The following is a 16,539-nucleotide window of genomic DNA, read 5'->3' as shown; positions in this document are numbered from 1 at the left end:
TTCGCGGTGATCGAGGAGTCCGCTCCTCGATCACCGCGCGGCGGCGGTCAGTCCAGGAGGTGGGTACGCAGGGACTCCAGCTGCGCGTCGGTGACGCCCGCATGGGTCAGGTAGCCCTCGACGGAGCCGTAGCCGGCGCGCAACTCCGTGAGGAACAGCTCCATCGTCTCGGCCGGTGACTCCAGGAACGGCGGTGGCGGTTCCTCCGCGTCCGGCAGCGTGGAGCGGACCCAGGCGGTGAAGCGCCGCGACGCGGCGGTGCTGAGCGCGTAGTCGGCGACCACGTCCTCGTCTGGCACCCCGAGCACGGAGAGCGTGAGCGCGCAGACGATGCCGGTGCGGTCCTTGCCGGCGACGCAGTGCACCACCACCGGGGCGTTGGCGCTGTCGGCGATCAGCCCGACCGCCTCGGCGAGCCCGGCGGTGCCGGTACGCGCCAGGTCGGCGTACCGGTCGGCCAGGTAGCGGGCCAGGCTGACGCCGGAGTCGTCGAACCGGTTCGCGCCCCAGTCGGCGTGCTCGGGGTGGATGTGCCGGTAGGTCAGGCCGTCGTAGTCGGGCACCCGCCCGTCGCGTTCCACCTCGGACGGCCGGCGCAGGTCGATCACGGTGCGGATGCCGAGCGCGGTGAACGCGCTCCGGTCGGTCTCGTCGATGCGGTGCAGCGAGTCGGAGCGGTAGAGCCGGCCACGGCGGACGGTGCGTCCGTCACCGGCGGCGTAGCCGCCGACGTCGCGGAAGTTGAACAGGGCGGGGAAGGGGCTCTCGGGAGCGTCCACATCCGACACGGTAACGGCCGGCGGGGCGTGTGTACGTCCCCGCCGGCCGTCGCCGAGGTGTCAGATGCGCGGCGGTACGTCCGGCGGCAGCGCCGAGTGGTTCTCGCCGTAGTAGCCGCCCAGCCGGTCCCGGAAGCCCGGGTCGGCGTGGCTGGACTCGTCGTACTCGGGAGCGGCCTTGATCTGGTCCTTCTCCCGGTCGACGTGCACGGTGCGGGCGTCGTGGTCGACGTGGTTCACGGTGCCGGCCGGGAGCATCACCTTCTTGCCGAAGATCCACGGCCCGGTGTCCACGACCAGGTAGCTGTCGTCCACCTCGTGACTCGTCCGGTCGATCTTGCCGATGGCGCCGTCGGTGGCCTCGACCTTGTAGCCGGTCAGGTCGGCGCTCGCCACACCCGCCTCGTCGCGGTAACGCCACGGGTCGAAGGCACCGGCCGGAGCGCCGCCGGCGACCGCGCCCCGGCCGTCGTCGAGGATCGGCTCGGTGCCGCCGTGCGTGGCGCGCGGGTCCAGTTCGTCCATGTGCCGCCTCCCGTCCTCCAGGGCCGCGGCCGTCGCGGCGCCGTCATCAGTCGGGAGGGTTACCCACGCTGTCCGGGGGTCAACCGCCGGAGGGCCGGCCCGCCGACGCCGAGGGGCCGGCGCCACGGTGGTGACGCCGGCCCCTCGGGTCGTCGGCCCGCGCGGTGCCGGTCGGGGCGCGCGGGCCGGTGGATCAGGCCAGTGCGGCCTCCGCGTCCAGGGTCACCGCGGCGGCGTGGACGACGGCGGCGATCCGCAGCCCCTCGTGCACCTGCTCACGGCTGAACCCGGCGGCGCGCAGCGTCTTCTCGTGCGACTCCAGGCAGACGCCGCAGCCGGTGATCGCCGAGACGGCGAGGCACCACAGCTCGAAGTCGGTCTTCTCCACGCCGGGGCGGGCGATGATCTGCATCCGCAGCCGGGCCGGCAGCGACGCGTACTGCTCGTCGCCGATCAGGTGCTTGGCCCGGTAGTAGACGTTGTTCATCGCCATGACCGCCGCCGCGCCCTTGGCGGCCTCGACCGCCTCGGGGGTGAGGTGACCGGCCGCCTCGGCGGCGATCTCCCGCAGCACCACCGGGTTGCGGGCCGCCACCGCGCAGGCCAGGGCGGTGCCCCACGCCTGCTCCGGCTTCAGCGTCGAGGTGGTGATGGTGGAGCCGAGGTTGAGCCGGATGTCCTTGGCGTACTCGGGCAGGCCCGCCTTGATCGCGTCGAGACCCATGGTCAGGCCCCGGCGCCGGCGAGGAGCGCCTCGGCGTCGAGCGTCGCGCGGGCTGTCGTCCCGGAATATGGGTTTCGCCTCCCAAAACCCGGGGCGGGGTGGCAGAGTACGGGTCGTGACCAGCTTCGTCCTGATCATTAGCAGCTAGCGCGCCGGCCTTCCCTCGCCGAGCGCGCAGACCTCCCGCATCCGCGGGGGGTCTTTTTGTTTGCTCCCCAGGGCACGAGAAGAGGACTCCGATGACGTTCCAGGTGTACGACACGACGTTGCGCGACGGCGCGCAGCGCGAAGGGCTCACGTACTCGGTGGTCGACAAGCTGGCGGTGGCCCGCCTGCTCGACGACCTCGGAGTCGGCTTCATCGAGGGCGGCTGGCCGGGCGCGGTGCCCAAGGACACCGAGTTCTTCCGCCGCGCCCGCACCGAGCTGGAGCTGCGGCACGCGATCCTGGTCGCCTTCGGAGCCACCCGCAAGGCGGGCCTCGCGGTCGAGGACGACCCGCAGGTGCGCGGCCTGCTCGACGCACAGACCCCGGCCGTGGCCCTGGTCGCCAAGGCGGACCTGCGGCACGTGGAGCGGGCGCTGCGCACCACCGCCGAGGAGAACCTCGCCATGATCCGCGACACCGTGTCGTACCTGGTGGCGCAGGGGCGGCGCGTCTTCGTCGACGGGGAGCACTGCTACGACGGGTTCCGGTTCGACCCCGGCTACACCGCCGCCGTGGCGGAGACCGCGCTGGCCGCCGGCGCCGAGCGCTTCGTGCTCTGCGACACCAACGGCGGCATGCTGCCCTCCCAGGTCACCGCCGTGATCGAGGGACTGGTGGCGCGGACCGGGATCGCGCCGGAACGACTCGGCATGCACGCGCAGAACGACACCGCCTGCGCCGTCGCCAACACGATCGCCGCGGTCGAGGCGGGCGTCCGGCACGTGCAGGGCACCGCCAACGGGTACGGCGAACGCCCCGGCAACGCCGACATCTTCGCGATCGTCGCCAATCTTCAGCTCAAGCTGGGCATGCCCGTCCTACCGGAGGGCTGCCTGGAACAGATGGTGCGGGTCTCGCACGCCATCGCCGAGATCGCCAACATCGCCCCCGACACCCACCAGGCCTACGTCGGGGCCGCCGCCTTCGCTCACAAGGCGGGGCTGCACGCGAGCGCGATCAAGGTCGACCCGTTGCTCTACAACCACGTGGAACCCACCGTGGTGGGCAACGACATGCGGATCCTGGTGACCGAGATGGCCGGCCGGGCCAGCATCGAGCTCAAGAGCCGTGAGCTCGGTCTGGACCTGGCCGGCCATCCGGACACCCTGTCCCGGGTCACCGGGCGGGTCAAGGAGCTGGAGGCCGACGGCTGGTCGTTCGAGGCCGCCGACGCCTCGTTCGAGCTGCTGGTCCGCTCCGAGCTGCCGGATGCCGCGCCGGCCCGGCCGTTCGCGCTGGAGTCGTACCGGGTGATCGTCGAGCACCGCGAGGACGGTGCCGTGGTCTCCGAGGCGACGGTGAAGATCCGGGTACGCGGTGAGCGGGTGATCGCCACCGCCGAGGGCAACGGCCCGGTCAACGCGCTGGACGAGGCGCTGCGGGTCGGCCTGGCCCGGCACTACCCGGAGCTGCGCGACTTCGAGCTGGCCGACTACAAGGTCCGCATCCTGGAGGGCAGCCACGGCACCGGCGCGGTGACGCGCGTGCTGGTGGAGACCGCCGGCGTCGGCCGCGACTGGACCACGGTGGGCGTGCACCCGAACGTGGTCGAGGCGAGCTGGCACGCCCTTGTCGACGCGCTCACCTACGGCCTGGACCGGGCCCGGGTGGCGGGCGGGACGGCGGCCTGACTCATCCGGCGGGCAGGCGCAGCTCGGCCAGCAGCGCGCGGTGGTCGCTCCCCGGCACCGGATGGGTGCCGGCGGCGCGCACCGCGATGCGCCGGTCGACGAGCACGTGGTCGATGGTGACCGGCGGGATCGGGTCGCCGTCGTACGGGCCCCAGGTGCCGCCGAACCCGGCTCCGGCCGCGTCCGCCGCGTCGGTGTAGCCGGTGGCGATCAGGTCCCGCAGCGCGGCGTGGTCGAGCGTGGCGTTGAAGTCCCCGGCCAGCACGCTCAGCCCGCCGTCCGGGGTGGTCGGCGGCTGGGCGCGCTGGTCGGTCCACCAGTCCGGCACCACGTCGAGGGCGTACGGCGCGGCCGGGTGCGCCGACTCCACCCGCAGCGGCGGCGCCCCCGGCACCACCACCGTCGCGTACGCCTGGGTGAAGAAGAACCCCTGGTTGCGCCGGTGACCGGTGTCGCGCAGCGGGTGCCGGGCGTACACGCCGGAGCCGGTCGAGCCGACCTCCGGGCTCAGCGACCGGTGCGGCAGCAGCGTGGCCAGGCCGAGCCGGTCCAGCTCGGCCGCCAGCGGCGGGGTGAGTTCCTGCACCGTGAGCACGTCGACCCGGCGGTTCCGGACCAGGTCCACCAGCGCCGCCGGGTCGGCCGAGCCGAGGCGCAGGTTGGCGGTGAGCAGCCGCAGCGTCGGCCCGTCGGCGGCGGGCCGGTCGCCGGGGATCGCGCGGGGCGCCACCGCGCCGATCAGCGCCACCGCGGCCAGCACCGCGACCACCGCCGGGGCGCGGCGCCGCAGGGCGAGCGCCGCCACCGCCACGACCGGTGCCACGGCGGCGACGTACGGCGTGAACGCGATCGCCAGCACCAGTGGACCGCGTTCCAGCCCGGTCAGGCGTACCAGTGCCCACGCGGCGACCGGCGCGACCGCGAGCCAGCACGCGGCGGTGGCCAGGCGGCCGCCCCGGGTGCCCGCCCGGGGTGGACCCGCCATGGTGATCATGAGGGTCAGGCTACCCGGAGCCGGGTCGGCGTGGTGCCCTCCGAAACAATTTCGTGAATTGTTCCTCGCAATTTCGGGCAGCTTTGCGGATCGGTCGGACACGCAATAGTGCTATTGACCGCCCGCATTTTCCGGTGCTAGGTTCCACCTGGTTGAGACGTCGCGACTCTCTGTAGTAAGGCCAGCTCACAAGCGGTGCGCTCCCTGGCGGATATTCGATGATCCGCAATTTCCCGCGCAGTCGCCGTATCACCACGGTCTACAAAGGGAGAACTCATGGCCACATTCTTCAAGCGCAAGGCGACGGTGGTGGCGCTCGCCGCGCTGTCGCTGAGCCTGGCCGGTGGCGGGATCGCCGCGGCCGCCCAGTCCGAGGCGAAGCCGCAGCCCGGCCCCCGGCACTCCACGGCCCAGCCGCCGGTGACCGCCGCCGAGCGGCAGGCCGCCCGGACCGCGATGCGGGCCACCCTGGCCCCGCCGGCGGCCGGCCAGGTCGCCTGGGCCGTCGTGGCGGCCAACGGCACGCTGCTGCAGCACTCCGGCAACGTGGTGTCCTCGTTCCGGTTCACCCCGGGCGTCGGGGTGTCCGCCGGGCAGTACCAGGTGCTGCTGGACTACAACGTGTCCGCCAAGGCGTACGTGGCGACGATCGGCACGAACGACACGGCGAACGTGCCGCCGGCCGGTGAGGTGTCGGTAGCGCCCCGCACGCTGACCCCGAACGCCGTCTTCGTGCAGACGCGCAGCTCCTCCGGCAGCGCCTCGGACCGGCCGTTCCACCTGGTCATCGCCAACTGACCCGTCCGGCCCCGCACCGGCCCCCGCTCCGGCGGGGGCCGGTGTCGTGTTCCGTACCGGTCCGGCCGGTGGCGCACCGCTTCGTGCCGTTCCCGCCCGACTGGGGAGATGCTGCCGGTCCGGCCCGCCGACCACCGGCCAGGGGCCGATAATCCGACGTTTGTCGCCGGTCCGGCACGGGAAGCAAGCACCGTGACGGACATCTCGGACACCCCGGCCAGCGTGCTCAGCCCGGTCGACGCCGACGCGAGTGGCGTCGAGCTGGAACAGACCCTCGTCGAGGTCAAACGCGTGATCGTCGGGCAGGATCGGCTCGTCGACCGCCTGCTCACCGCCCTGATCGCCGACGGCCACTGCCTGCTGGAGGGCGTCCCGGGGGTGGCCAAGACGCTGGCGGCGCAGACGCTCGCCACAGTGGTCGGTGGCACGTTCTCCCGCATCCAGTTCACCCCCGACCTGGTTCCCTCCGACATCGTCGGCACCCGCATCTACCGCGCCTCCACCGAGCAGTTCGACGTGGAGCTGGGGCCGATCATGGCGAACCTGGTGCTCGCCGACGAGATCAACCGGGCCCCGGCCAAGGTGCAGTCGGCGCTTCTCGAGGCGATGGCCGAGCGGCAGGTCTCCATCGCCGGCCGGAGCTGGCCGGTACCGGACCCGTTCCTCGTCCTGGCCACCCAGAACCCGATCGAGTCCGAGGGCGTCTATCAGCTCCCCGAGGCGCAGCGCGACCGCTTCCTGATGAAGGTCGTGGTCGACTACCCGAGCGACGCCGACGAGCTGGCCATCCTCTACCGGATGAGCACCGAGCGGCCCACCGCGAGTACCGTGCTCGACCCGACCCGGCTGCGCGACCTCCAGCGCCGCGCCACCGACGTCTTCGTCCACCACGCGCTCGCCGAGTACGTGGTCCGGCTCATCCTCGCCACCCGCGACCCGGAACGCTTCGGCCTGCCCGACGTCGCGCCCCTGCTGGCGTACGGGGCCAGCCCCCGGGCCACGCTCGGCCTGGTGGCCGCCGCCCGAGCGCAGGCGCTGATCCACGGACGGGACTACGTGCTCCCCGAGGACATCCGGGAACTGGCGGTGGACGTGCTGGCGCACCGGCTCGTGCTCTCCTTCGACGCGATCGCCGACGGGATCTCCGGCGAGGACGTGGTGCGCCGCGTGATCGAGGCGGTGCCGCCGCCCCGGCTGGTGAACGGCCCCACCGAGACGATGAACGACCTGGCGGCGGCATGACCGGCGGAGCCGAACCGGGGCTCGCCGACCTCGCCCCGGACCAGCGGCTGCGCCGGCTGGAGCTGACGGTGACCCGACGGCTCGACGGCCTGCTGCACGGGCGGTACCGGGGGCTGCTCCCCGGTCCCGGCAGCGAGGCGGCCGGCAGCCGCGAGTACCGGCCCGGCGAGGACGAGGTACGACGGATGGACTGGGCGGTCACCGCCCGGACCACGGTGCCGCACGTACGGGAGGTCGACGCGGACCGGGAACTGACCACCTGGCTGCTCGTCGACGCCAGCCCCAGCATGGAGTACGGCACGTCCACGCTGGACAAACGGGAACTGGCGGTGGCCGCCGTCGCGGCGGTCGGCTTCCTCACCGCCGGGGTCGGCAACCGGCTCGGCGCTCAGGTGCTCACCTCGGACGGGCTGCGCCGGTTCCCGGCCCGCAGCGGGCGCACCCATCTGCTCGGGCTGCTCCGCGCGCTGCTCGGCGCCCCGCGTACCGGCGACCTGCCGGACTCCGGCGGCGCGGGCGCGGCCGGCGCGGGCCCGCGGGACGCGGCGCCGGGCCTGGTCGACGGGCTGGACGGCCTCCAGCGCGTGGCCACCCGGCGCGGGCTCGTGGTGATCGTCTCCGACTTCCTCGACGAGCTGCCCGACGACCCGGACGCCGCGCCGCCGCCGTGGGCGGCCGCGCTGCGCCGCCTCGCGGTACGCCACCAGGTGCTCGCGGTCGAGGTGACCGACCCGCGCGAGCTGGAACTGCCGGACGTCGGCCTGATCACGCTCGTCGACCCGGAGAGCGGCCGGCACCGCGAGGTGTGGACCGGCGACCCGGGCCTGCGCGAGCGGTACGCCCGCGCCGCCGCCGAGCAGCGCGACCAGGTACGCCGCACGCTGCGCCGGGCCGGCGCGACCCACCTGGCGCTGCGCACCGACCGGGACTGGTGTGCGGACGTCGTCCGGTACGTGCACGAGCAGCGCCGCCTGGCCACCGTGCCGGCCGCCGCCCGCGGAGGTGTCGCATGACCTGGCAGTCACCCGCCCGTCTCTGGCTGCTGCTCGCCGTCGTCGCGCTCGTCGCCGGCTATCTGGTGCTGCAACGGCGGCAGAGCCGGTACGCGGTGCGCTTCACCAACCTGCGCCTGCTCGACCGGGTCGCCCCGCGCCGCCCGGCCTGGCGGCGGCACGTCCCGGCGGGCCTGTTCCTCGGCATGCTCGCGCTGCTGGTGGTCGGGTTCGCCCGGCCCGAGGCGGAGGTGCGGGTGCCCCGGGAGCGGGCCACCGTGATGGTGGCGGTGGACGTCTCCACCTCGATGCTCGCCGGTGACGTGGACCCGGACCGGTTGAGCGCGGCCAAGGAGGCGGGCCGCCGGTTCGTCGACGGGCTCCCGGACGAGTTCAACGTCGGGCTCGTCGCGTTCGCCGGCAGCGCGGCCGTGCTGGTGCCGCCGAGCACCGACCGGGAGGCGCTGCACGACGGGATCGGGCGGCTGGCCGAAGGCATCACCGGCGTGCAGGGCACCGCCATCGGCGAGGCGATCAGCACCTCGCTGGGCGCGGTCAAGAGCCTGGACGCCACCGCCGCCAAGGATCCGCCACCGGCCCGGATCATCATCCTCTCCGACGGCGCGAACACCTCCGGCATGGACCCGATGGAGGCCGCCGACCAGGCCGTCGCCGCGAAGGTGCCGGTGCACACCATCTCCTTCGGCACCCCGGGCGGCTCGGTCGACAGGGGTGGCCGGGCGATCCAGGTGCCGGTGGACGGCCAGACGCTGCGAGCGGTCGCCGAGCAGACCGGCGGCGGCTTCCACGAGGCGTCCACCACCGCCGAGCTGAAGGACGTCTACGAGGACATCGGCACCTCGGTCGGCTACCGCACCGAGCGGCAGGACATCTCGGCCCGCTTCATCGGCCTCGGACTGGTCCTGGCCATGGGAGCCGCGGCCGGTTCGCTGCGGTGGTTCTCCCGCCTGCCCTGACCCGCACACCACTACCGCACGACACGTGAGGAGCCAGCATGGCAGTGCAGACCGGACTCGGCGAGCCACGCGGTCCGTGGTTCGTCTCGCCGGAGCTGGACCCGGACGGGCGCGGCCACCGGGACGTACCCGGGGGTGGGCCGGAGGCCGGGCGGCGGAGCCTACGGCACCGGCTGTTGAGCGTGGCGGCGGTGGTGGCGCTCTCCACCGTCTCCGGCGCGGCGGCCGGCACCTGGGCGGCCGACCGGGGCGCGCCGGGTCCGACCGCGGCGTCCGCCGCGCCGGTGCCGGCAGAGCTGGTCACCGCCGCCGGCAAGACGGTGCCCGGGGTGGTCTCGGTGATGGTCGGGGGCCGCTCCGGCGCGTCCGCGTCCGGCTCCGGATTCGCCATCGACAACGAGCAGCACATCGTCACCAACGACCACATCCTGGCCCGGGGCGGTTCCGGCGCGGTGACGGTGGAGACATCGGACGGACGGCGTTTCCCGGCCGAGGTGGTGGGCCGGGAACCGGCCAGCGACCTGGCCGTGCTCCGGGTGCCCGCGTCGGCCGGGTTGCCGCCGTTGCCGCTCGCGAAGGCGAACTCGACGCGGGTGGGGGAGCCGGTGCTCGCGGTCGGGTCGCCGCTCGGGCTCGCGGGCACGGTCACCGCCGGCATCGTCAGCGCGCTCAACCGGCAGGTACGGATCGGCAACGGCCGGCACACGGCGGTGCAGACCGACGCCTCGATCAACCCGGGCAACTCCGGCGGACCGCTGGTGAACGCGCGCGGTGAGGTGGTCGGCGTGAACACCGCGATCGCCACCATCGACGGCAACGGGTCCATCGGCATCGGCTTCGCCATCCCGATCGACCAGGTCCAGCAGACCGCCGACACGATCATCGGCCGGGGCGGCTGAGTCGTACGGGCGCGACCGCCCGCCCGCGCGGCGCCGGCCGGGCGCGCCGCGCGGCGTTGACCTGCACAAGCGTCGCAAGATCGGTGCGAAGTGTCGGATATCCGGCGTGGGATCATTGGGGCATAGAAATATTACGCTGAGTATGGATACTGGCGGAGGTGGAGCAAGCTGTCATTGCGGCCCTCCTCCTGGTGGGCCTTGTCATCGGCGCCGGTGTCGGCGCGTCCTTCGCGCGTGCGAAGCGTGGCTGGACGGACTACCAGACGATCCGGACCAGCGTCCCCGGCGCCCGGCGCAACGCCTGGCTCGCGATCCGGGGCGTGGTCGTCAAGCTCGCCGTGATCGCCCTGCTGCTCGTCGGCGCGGCCGCGTACGCGGCGTCCGGCGGCGGCGAGGAACGGACCGGTCCCACGCCGAGCGCCACCCCCACCCCGAGTCACCGCGCCGGGCGCTAGCCTCGGGGAGTGGACGACGGACTGCGGGTCACCGATCGGCTCGTGGTGCCCGCCGCCGAGCTGCGGGAGCGGTTCTCCCGCTCGTCCGGGCCGGGCGGGCAGGGAGTGAACACCACCGACTCCCGGGTGGAGCTGAGCTTCGACCTGGGCGGCTCGCCGAGCGTGCCGGAGACACTGCGGGAACGGGCGCTGGCCCGGCTGGCCGGCCGGCTGGTCGGCGGTGTGCTCACTGTGACCGCCAGCGAGCACCGCGCCCAGCTGGCCAACCGGGAGGCGGCCCGCGAGCGGATGGCCGCGCTGCTGCGCGAGGCCGTCGCCCCGCCGCCGAAGGCGCGCCGCCCGACCCGCCCCTCCCGTGGCGCGAAGGAGCGCCGCCTGGCCGAGAAGAAGCGCCAGTCCCAGCGCAAACGCGACCGCAGAGTGGACGGCGACTGACCGAAAATCTGTTGAGCCGCCGAGCGCGCCGCCCGGAGAATTTCGCCACGTGATCGCCTTCTCCGTCAAGCCCACGCTCACCGGCGAGCGTGTGGTGCTGCGCCCGTTCCAGGACGACGACCTGCCGGCGCTCGCCGAGATCCTGACCGACCCGGAGGTGGTCCGGCTGACCGGCAGCCCGGCCGGCGAGACGTTCGAGCCGTCCCGGCTGCGGGCCTGGTACGGCACCCGCAACAGCCAGGACGACCGGCTCGACCTCGCGGTGGTGGACCGGGCGAGCGGCACCTGCGTCGGCGAGGTGGTCCTCAACGAGTGGGACCGGGCCAACGCGAGCTGCAACTTCCGCACGCTGATCGGCCCCGGCGGCCGCGACCGCGGCCTCGGCACCGAGGCGGTCCGGCTGATCGTCGGGTACGGCTTCGAGCAGCTCGGCCTGCACCGCATCGGGCTGGAGGTGTTCGCGTTCAACCCGCGTGCCCGGCGCGCCTACGAGAAGGTGGGCTTCGTCGCCGAGGGGACGCTGCGGCAGGTGCTGCGCGACGGCGACGACTGGGTGGACGCCACTGTCATGTCGATCCTCGCTCCGGAGTGGAACCGGCACCGGGGACACCCGGAGGGTTGAGCCGGAGGCGTCGAAGCGCTTCAATGCGTACGGGAGCTTCAGGGCCGTCACCGACCACCACGTCCACAGTGACAGGAGTCCCTTGCGCATGTCCCGAAACCCCCTGCGCGCCGCGCTGACCGCGCTCGCCGCGCTGCTACCGGTGCTCGCCCTCGGCCTCGCCCTCACCACCACCACGCCTCCGGCCGCCGCGGCGGCCACCCCGGTCCGCGTCATGCCGCTGGGCGACTCCATCACCGGGTCGCCCGGCTGCTGGCGGGCGATGCTCTGGAACCGCCTCCAGTCCACCGGCCACACCGACATCGACTTCGTCGGCACGCTCGGGCCGCAGGGCTGCGGCGTGCCGTACGACGGCGACAACGAGGGGCACGGCGGCTACCTCGCCACCAACGTGGCCAACCAGAACCTGCTGCCTGGCTGGCTGGCCGCCACCCGGCCGGACGTCGTGCTCATGCACTTCGGCACCAACGACGTGTGGAGCAACATCGCGCCCGCCACCGTCCTGGCCGCGTACTCGAAGCTGGTGGACCAGATGCGGGCCGCCAACCCGGCCACGACGGTGCTGGTCGCGAAGATCATCCCGATGAACCCGGCGAGCTGCCCCGAGTGCGGCCAGCGGACCGTGGCGCTCAACGCGCTCGTCGACGGCTGGGCGGCCGGGAAGACCACCGCCGCCTCGCCGATCGTGGTGGTCGACCAGTGGACCGGGTTCAGCACCGCCACCGACACGTACGACGGCGTGCACCCGAACGCGGCCGGGGACCAGAAGATGGCCGACAGGTGGTACCCGGCGCTGGTCGCCGCGCTGGGCCGCACCACGCCCGGTCCGACCACGTCCCCGACCGTCAGCCCCACCTCGTCGCCCACCGTCAGCCCCTCACCGACGCTCAGCCCGTCACCGACGACCAGCCCGTCGCCCACCGTCGGTCCGACGCCCCCGGCCGGTGGCTGCACCGCCACCTGGCGGATCGCCGGTCAGTGGCCGGGCGGCTTCCAGGGTGAGGTGACCGTCCGCAACGACGGCGCCGCGCCGATCGCCGGCTGGACCGTGCGCTTCCCGCTCGCCGCCGGCCAGCGGGTCAGCCAGGCGTGGAGCGCCGACGTGACGCAGAGCGGAACCACAGTGACCGCCCGGAACGCGAGCTGGAACGGCACGCTGGCCCCGGCCGCCCAGACCACGTTCGGGTTCCTGGCCGACGGTGCCGTCCCGAGCCCGGCCCCGGCGGTGACCTGCGCCGCGAACTGATCCCCGCGCCGGCCGGCCCCGCGCTCAGCGGCGGTCGGCCGGCACGGCCCGGTCCAGCGCGGCCAGCAGCCGTGCCCGCAACCCGGCGGCCCGCTCGGCGAACCCGCGCTGGGCGGCGGCGTACTCGGCCCGGCCCTCCGGCGTCTCCACAGGCACCGGCGGGTAGCCCAGGTCGGCCAGGTCGTACGGGCTGGCCCGCATGTCCAGCGCCCGGATCTCCCGGGCCAGCGCGAAACAGTCCGCCACCAGCTCCGACGGCACCAGCGGCGACAGCTTGTACGCCCACTTGTAGAGATCCATGTTGGCGTGCAAGCAGCCCGGCTGCTCCAGCGCGTGCTGGCCCTCCCGGGTCGGCTGGAGCACGTTGAGCGGCCGGGCCGGCGCGGTGAAGAACCGGAACGCGTCGAAGTGGCTGCACCGCACGCTGCGCTCCTCGACCACCGCCGCCGTCGCCGCCGGGCTCAGCCGCAGCGGCCAGGCGTTGTGCCGAACCTGCTCCTGGGTCTGCCGGTAGACCATCGCCCACTCGTGCATGCCGAAACAGCCGAACTGCGCCGGGCGTCCGGCGGTCGCCGCGAGCAGCGTACGGATCCAGGCGATCGACTCGGCGCGCCGCGCGCGTACCCGATCGGTGTCGAGGGTGAGCCCGGCGGCGCCCGCCGTGTAGTCCGGGCCGAAACCGGCCGGGTCGGCGTCGCGCAGCACCACGCCCGCGCCCGGGTGCCAGCGGCGCAGCTGCGCCGGGCGGTGCGAGTAGTAGGTGAACAGGAAGTCCTCCACCGGGTGCTTCACCCCGGTGCGGCGGCGGGCCAGGTGCGGCGTCAGCCAGGCGTCCACCCGCGCCTCGTGGGCGTGCCGGCGCGCCTGCCAGTCGGCCAGGTCGAGCGCGGGGGCGAGGGCGGCAGTCACACACCCCAGGGTACGACCGCCGCCCGTGCCCGGATCACGCCACGTCCACCCGCACGCCCGCCGAGAAGACGCCGCTGCGCAGCTCCAACCGTTTCGGCGGCTCGTCGCCGCGCATGGTGAACACCAGCGGCAGCAGCACCCGCCGCCCGGCGGCCACCGGCTGGGAGAAGACGTCCCGGCCCAGGTTCGCCACCCGGGTCGCGTCCTCGTCGGCGGCCACCCAGTTCCCGCTCGGCAGGTACGCGCGCTGCAACTGCCCGTGCCAGGTCTGCTCCTCGTTGGTGAGGTTGCGCACCCCGACCGTGGCCAGGCACGGCCGCCCCCCGCCCGGTGCCGCCGGCAGGACGTCGGTGCCGCAGCTCATGCGGTAGACGGTGAACTCGAACGCGGTCTCGCGCAGCGGCTGACCCAGCGCGCCGGTGACGCTGCTGCCCACCCACGCGCCGCTCGTCGGCTGCTTGGTGGTGTCCATCGCGGCCACCCGCTGCGTGGCCGACCAGGCCGCCGCGCCGACCACACCGGCCAGCACGGCCGCCGCCACGCCGACCACGAGCCACACCGGCGGCCGGCGACGACGGCTCGCGGGCGACGGCACCGCCGTACGCGGGTAGACGGTGCCGCGCTCGGCCGGCCCGCTGTGGCCTTGCGCACCCTGGCCTGCTCCGCCGTGGCCCGTTCCGCCCCGGCCGGGGCCGGCTCCGCCCGGCATGCCCAGGCCGGGCACGCCGCCTTCGGGGGCGCCGGTGTGCAGGGCGACGCCTCCCGCCGCCGTGCGCCGGCGGCGGCGCCGGAGCGCCCACCACACCACACCGGCGGTGACCACCAGCAGCGCGGTGAACGCGGCCAGCAGCACCGGCGGCCGCCGCCAGGCCGGAGCGGCGGTGACCTGCGCCGCCGGGGCCGTCGCGGCGCCCACCCACGTGGCCGTGGCGCAGTCGAACGGGCGCGTGCCGTCCGTGCCGTAGACGCAGGTGGGTGCCGTCACCGAGCGGCCGGGACCGGGGACGGACAGCGCGGTGTGCAACGTGGTGGTGCTCTTCGCCGGCAGGCGCAGCCGCCAGGTCACCTCACCGGCGCTCGTGCCGGCGGGGCGGCTGGTCCGCCCACCGCCGGTCACCGTGGTGGCCCGCGACCCGTTCGGCAGTTCCTGCCGGACCATGGTGTCGACCGGCGCCGTGCCGGCGTTGCGGACCTCGATCCGGTAACCCGGTGCCGGGGTGCCCGACGCGCCCACCGCCACGCTGACCGGGGGCATCGACGGCCGGACCGGCGCCGGGCCGGTGGTCGGCACCGCCGGGGGCACCGCCGGCACGCCGGTCGGGATCGGGGTGGCCGCGGCACCCGGGATGACAGCCGGTGCCGGGACTGGACGGGCGGCGGCGGCGCCGGGCGTCGCCGGGGACAGCGCCGGTACGGCGGCGATGACGCCGAGGCAGTTCACGAACACTGCCAGGGCCCTCTGGTGTCGTCTCGATGCAGGCATACCAACGAACCTCCGGACCCGAAGCTATGGGCCGGGGGCCGCCGGGTGGGTACGAAGCCGCCATTCCCGCCCCGTCCGGCGCGATCACGCGTACCCTGCCGGCCCCTGCCGATCCGGTGCCGCCAGGGGCCGGCGAGGGCCCGGCGCGCGGCGGCCGGGCGTGCCGCCCGCCGGTGTCCGCCGGGCGCCGCGCGGGCGGGGATAGATTGGCCGGGTGCGTATCGCTCGTTTCGCTCATGCCAAGGGAATGTCGTTCGGAGCCGTCGAGGGCGAGCCGGAGGCCGGGCCGCAGGGCCTGACCATCGCCGAGATCGAGGGCCACCCGTTCGGGCAGATCCAGTTCTCCGGCGCCCGCTGGGCGCTTTCCGACGTCCGGCTGCTGTCGCCGATCCTGCCCAGCAAGGTGGTCTGTGTCGGCCGTAACTACGCCGAGCACGCCGCCGAGCACGGCAGCGAGGTGCCGAAGGAGCCGCTGCTCTTCCTCAAGCCGTCCACGTCGGTGATCGGCCCCCGCGACGCCATCCGGCTGCCGATCTTCTCCAAGCAGGTCGAGCACGAGGCGGAACTCGCCGTGGTGATCGGCGCCCCGGGTGCCCGCCGGGCCGACCGGGCCGCCGCCGAACGGGCCATCTTCGGCTACACCTGCGCCAACGACGTCACCGCCCGGGACCTCCAGCGCTCCGACGGGCAGTGGACCCGCGCCAAGGGCTTCGACTCGTTCTGCCCGATCGGGCCGTGGATCACCACCGGTCTCGACGTCAGCGACCTGGAGATCCGGTGTGAGGTGGGTCGCAATCCGGAGGAGATGGAGGTGCGCCAGCTCGGCCGGACCAAGGACATGGTGTTCGACGTACCCGGCCTGGTGTCGTACATCTCGCACGTGATGACGCTGCTGCCCGGCGACGTGATCCTGACCGGCACGCCGGCGGGGGTTAGTCCGCTCACCGAGGGGGATACGGTCACCGTGCGGATCCAGGGGATCGGGGAGCTCAGCAACCCGGTGGTCCCTGTCGCCTGATTCGCTCCGATGCCTCGTTTCCGCTGGTCAGGTGGGTTTCGAGGGGTTGGATTTGGCCTGTCGGCACCGGGAGGGTAAAGTTCATTCCCGGCGCCGCAAGGGGCCAATGGGGTATGGGGTAATTGGCAGCCCGACTGATTCTGGTTCAGTTAGTCTAGGTTCGAGTCCTGGTACCCCAGCGCAGCCGCGGGTTCGCAAGAGCCCCGGACGCTGGATCCCGTCAGCTCACGCCGGCGGAATGCACGAAGGTTCTGGCCCCGTCGTCTAGCGGCCCAGGACGCCGCCCTCTCAAGGCGGTAGCGCCGGTTCGAATCCGGTCGGGGCTACAGCACCGACAGCCCGTCCCGTTCTTCGGGGCGGGCTTTCTGCTGTCCTGGCCACGTCCGCAGGGGGTGACCCCCCTCCGTGGTGCCGGACGGGATGCCGCTAGACTACTGCCACGCCGCCCGGCAGGGTGGTGAAGCAGGAAAAGTGCCTGGCCCCGTCGTCTAGCGGCCCAGGACGCCGCCCTCTCAAGGCGGTAGCGCCGGTTCGAATCCGGTCGGGGCTACATCCACGAACGGCCCGTCTCGCATCCGCGAGGCGGGCCGTTCGCATTCCTCA

The 16,539-nt window shown here is 73.9% G+C and carries 17 protein-coding genes and 3 tRNA genes; 14 read left to right on the top strand and 6 right to left on the bottom strand.

From position 1 onward, the window contains the following. Nucleotides 1-47 precede the first annotated feature (47 nt). The 3 genes from O7604_RS03015 to O7604_RS03005 all read right to left on the bottom strand — a co-directional run bounded on the left by O7604_RS03015 (nt 48) and on the right by O7604_RS03005 (nt 2,028). Nucleotides 48-788 (bottom strand): tyrosine-protein phosphatase, encoded by a 741-nt coding sequence (locus tag O7604_RS03015; protein ID WP_281578789.1) that lies wholly within the window; start codon nt 786-788, stop codon nt 48-50. 51 nt (nt 789-839) lie between these two features. Further along, nucleotides 840-1,304, bottom strand: coding sequence for a PRC-barrel domain containing protein (locus O7604_RS03010; RefSeq protein ID WP_281578788.1), 465 nt, complete (start codon nt 1,302-1,304; stop codon nt 840-842). 193 nt (nt 1,305-1,497) lie between these two features. Beyond that, nucleotides 1,498-2,028, bottom strand: a complete 531-nt coding sequence (locus tag O7604_RS03005) for a carboxymuconolactone decarboxylase family protein (RefSeq protein WP_013284513.1) — start codon at nt 2,026-2,028, stop codon at nt 1,498-1,500. Nucleotides 2,029-2,267: 239 nt separating this feature from the next. Between O7604_RS03005 and cimA the strand changes: the two genes are divergently transcribed. Next, entirely contained in the window at nt 2,268-3,866 is a 1,599-nt protein-coding gene (gene cimA / locus O7604_RS03000; RefSeq protein WP_281578787.1) for a citramalate synthase, read from the top strand. Nucleotide 3,867: 1 nt separating this feature from the next. Here cimA and O7604_RS02995 read toward each other — a convergent pair whose 3' ends face one another. Then, the gene (locus O7604_RS02995) at nt 3,868-4,851 is read right to left on the bottom strand and encodes an endonuclease/exonuclease/phosphatase family protein (RefSeq protein ID WP_281580030.1); all 984 of its coding nucleotides are present in this window, start codon (nt 4,849-4,851) and stop codon (nt 3,868-3,870) included. A 285-nt stretch (nt 4,852-5,136) separates the two neighbouring features. Here O7604_RS02995 and O7604_RS02990 point away from each other — a divergent pair, with 285 nt between their 5' ends. The 9 genes from O7604_RS02990 to O7604_RS02950 all read left to right on the top strand — a co-directional run bounded on the left by O7604_RS02990 (nt 5,137) and on the right by O7604_RS02950 (nt 12,526). Beyond that, nucleotides 5,137-5,658 carry a hypothetical protein gene (locus O7604_RS02990; protein ID WP_269701589.1) on the top strand — a complete coding sequence of 174 codons (522 nt, stop codon included), beginning with the start codon at nt 5,137-5,139 and terminating at the stop codon, nt 5,656-5,658. Nucleotides 5,659-5,850: 192 nt separating this feature from the next. Continuing rightward, nucleotides 5,851-6,900 carry a MoxR family ATPase gene (locus O7604_RS02985; RefSeq protein WP_269701587.1) on the top strand — a complete coding sequence of 350 codons (1,050 nt, stop codon included), beginning with the start codon at nt 5,851-5,853 and terminating at the stop codon, nt 6,898-6,900. Beyond that, complete coding sequence (locus O7604_RS02980; protein ID WP_269701586.1) at nt 6,897-7,913, top strand: DUF58 domain-containing protein; 1,017 nt, start codon at nt 6,897-6,899, stop codon at nt 7,911-7,913. Before O7604_RS02985 ends, O7604_RS02980 begins: the two co-directional genes overlap by 4 nt. Continuing rightward, the gene (locus O7604_RS02975) at nt 7,910-8,869 is read left to right on the top strand and encodes a VWA domain-containing protein (protein ID WP_269701584.1); all 960 of its coding nucleotides are present in this window, start codon (nt 7,910-7,912) and stop codon (nt 8,867-8,869) included. Before O7604_RS02980 ends, O7604_RS02975 begins: the two co-directional genes overlap by 4 nt. A 38-nt stretch (nt 8,870-8,907) precedes the next feature. Next, nucleotides 8,908-9,768: a trypsin-like peptidase domain-containing protein gene (locus O7604_RS02970; RefSeq protein ID WP_281578786.1), complete on the top strand. Its 861-nt coding sequence runs from the start codon at nt 8,908-8,910 to the stop codon at nt 9,766-9,768. Between the two features lie 158 nt (nt 9,769-9,926). After that, nucleotides 9,927-10,223: a hypothetical protein gene (locus tag O7604_RS02965; protein ID WP_281578785.1), complete on the top strand. Its 297-nt coding sequence runs from the start codon at nt 9,927-9,929 to the stop codon at nt 10,221-10,223. 9 nt (nt 10,224-10,232) lie between these two features. Further along, nucleotides 10,233-10,658, top strand: coding sequence for an alternative ribosome rescue aminoacyl-tRNA hydrolase ArfB (gene arfB / locus O7604_RS02960; RefSeq protein WP_030270056.1), 426 nt, complete (start codon nt 10,233-10,235; stop codon nt 10,656-10,658). Between the two features lie 49 nt (nt 10,659-10,707). Beyond that, nucleotides 10,708-11,280: a GNAT family protein gene (locus O7604_RS02955; protein WP_269701580.1), complete on the top strand. Its 573-nt coding sequence runs from the start codon at nt 10,708-10,710 to the stop codon at nt 11,278-11,280. An 88-nt stretch (nt 11,281-11,368) separates the two neighbouring features. Further along, nucleotides 11,369-12,526: a cellulose binding domain-containing protein gene (locus O7604_RS02950; RefSeq protein WP_269701578.1), complete on the top strand. Its 1,158-nt coding sequence runs from the start codon at nt 11,369-11,371 to the stop codon at nt 12,524-12,526. A gap of 24 nt (nt 12,527-12,550) precedes the next feature. On the opposite strand, the gene O7604_RS02945 is transcribed toward O7604_RS02950, so the two are convergent. Both O7604_RS02945 and O7604_RS02940 read right to left on the bottom strand, forming a co-directional pair. Further along, entirely contained in the window at nt 12,551-13,435 is an 885-nt protein-coding gene (locus tag O7604_RS02945; protein WP_269701576.1) for a 3-methyladenine DNA glycosylase, read from the bottom strand. A 34-nt stretch (nt 13,436-13,469) separates the two neighbouring features. Further along, nucleotides 13,470-14,918 (bottom strand): hypothetical protein, encoded by a 1,449-nt coding sequence (locus O7604_RS02940; RefSeq protein ID WP_281578784.1) that lies wholly within the window; start codon nt 14,916-14,918, stop codon nt 13,470-13,472. 214 nt (nt 14,919-15,132) lie between these two features. Here O7604_RS02940 and O7604_RS02935 point away from each other — a divergent pair, with 214 nt between their 5' ends. The 4 genes from O7604_RS02935 to O7604_RS02920 all read left to right on the top strand — a co-directional run bounded on the left by O7604_RS02935 (nt 15,133) and on the right by O7604_RS02920 (nt 16,486). Beyond that, nucleotides 15,133-15,936: a fumarylacetoacetate hydrolase family protein gene (locus tag O7604_RS02935; protein ID WP_269701572.1), complete on the top strand. Its 804-nt coding sequence runs from the start codon at nt 15,133-15,135 to the stop codon at nt 15,934-15,936. Nucleotides 15,937-16,043: 107 nt separating this feature from the next. Beyond that, nucleotides 16,044-16,115: transfer RNA gene (locus O7604_RS02930), tRNA-Gln, on the top strand. 74 nt (nt 16,116-16,189) lie between these two features. After that, nucleotides 16,190-16,262, top strand: a tRNA-Glu gene (locus O7604_RS02925). Between the two features lie 151 nt (nt 16,263-16,413). Further along, nucleotides 16,414-16,486 (top strand) — tRNA-Glu (locus tag O7604_RS02920). Nucleotides 16,487-16,539: the final 53 nt, after the last annotated feature.

The organism is Micromonospora sp. WMMA1947, from assembly GCF_027497355.1.
Lineage (GTDB): Bacteria > Actinomycetota > Actinomycetes > Mycobacteriales > Micromonosporaceae > Micromonospora.
Note: the sequence above shows the minus strand (reverse complement) of the source record. Positions and strands in the feature narration are given on the sequence as shown.

Bases quoted from the DNA above. Each gene is read 5' to 3' on its own strand.
- O7604_RS02940 (WP_281578784.1), bottom strand. From the start codon at position 14,918: ATGCCTGCATCGAGACGACACCAGAGGGCCCTGGCAGTGTTCGTGAAC.
- O7604_RS02950 (WP_269701578.1), top strand. From the start codon at position 11,369: ATGTCCCGAAACCCCCTGCGCGCCGCGCTGACCGCGCTCGCCGCGCTG.
- O7604_RS02975 (WP_269701584.1), top strand. From the start codon at position 7,910: ATGACCTGGCAGTCACCCGCCCGTCTCTGGCTGCTGCTCGCCGTCGTC.
- O7604_RS02970 (WP_281578786.1), top strand. From the start codon at position 8,908: ATGGCAGTGCAGACCGGACTCGGCGAGCCACGCGGTCCGTGGTTCGTC.
- O7604_RS03005 (WP_013284513.1), bottom strand. From the start codon at position 2,028: ATGGGTCTCGACGCGATCAAGGCGGGCCTGCCCGAGTACGCCAAGGAC.
- cimA (WP_281578787.1), top strand. From the start codon at position 2,268: ATGACGTTCCAGGTGTACGACACGACGTTGCGCGACGGCGCGCAGCGC.
- O7604_RS02980 (WP_269701586.1), top strand. From the start codon at position 6,897: ATGACCGGCGGAGCCGAACCGGGGCTCGCCGACCTCGCCCCGGACCAG.
- O7604_RS02990 (WP_269701589.1), top strand. From the start codon at position 5,137: ATGGCCACATTCTTCAAGCGCAAGGCGACGGTGGTGGCGCTCGCCGCG.
- O7604_RS02995 (WP_281580030.1), bottom strand. From the start codon at position 4,851: ATGGCGGGTCCACCCCGGGCGGGCACCCGGGGCGGCCGCCTGGCCACC.
- O7604_RS03010 (WP_281578788.1), bottom strand. From the start codon at position 1,304: ATGGACGAACTGGACCCGCGCGCCACGCACGGCGGCACCGAGCCGATC.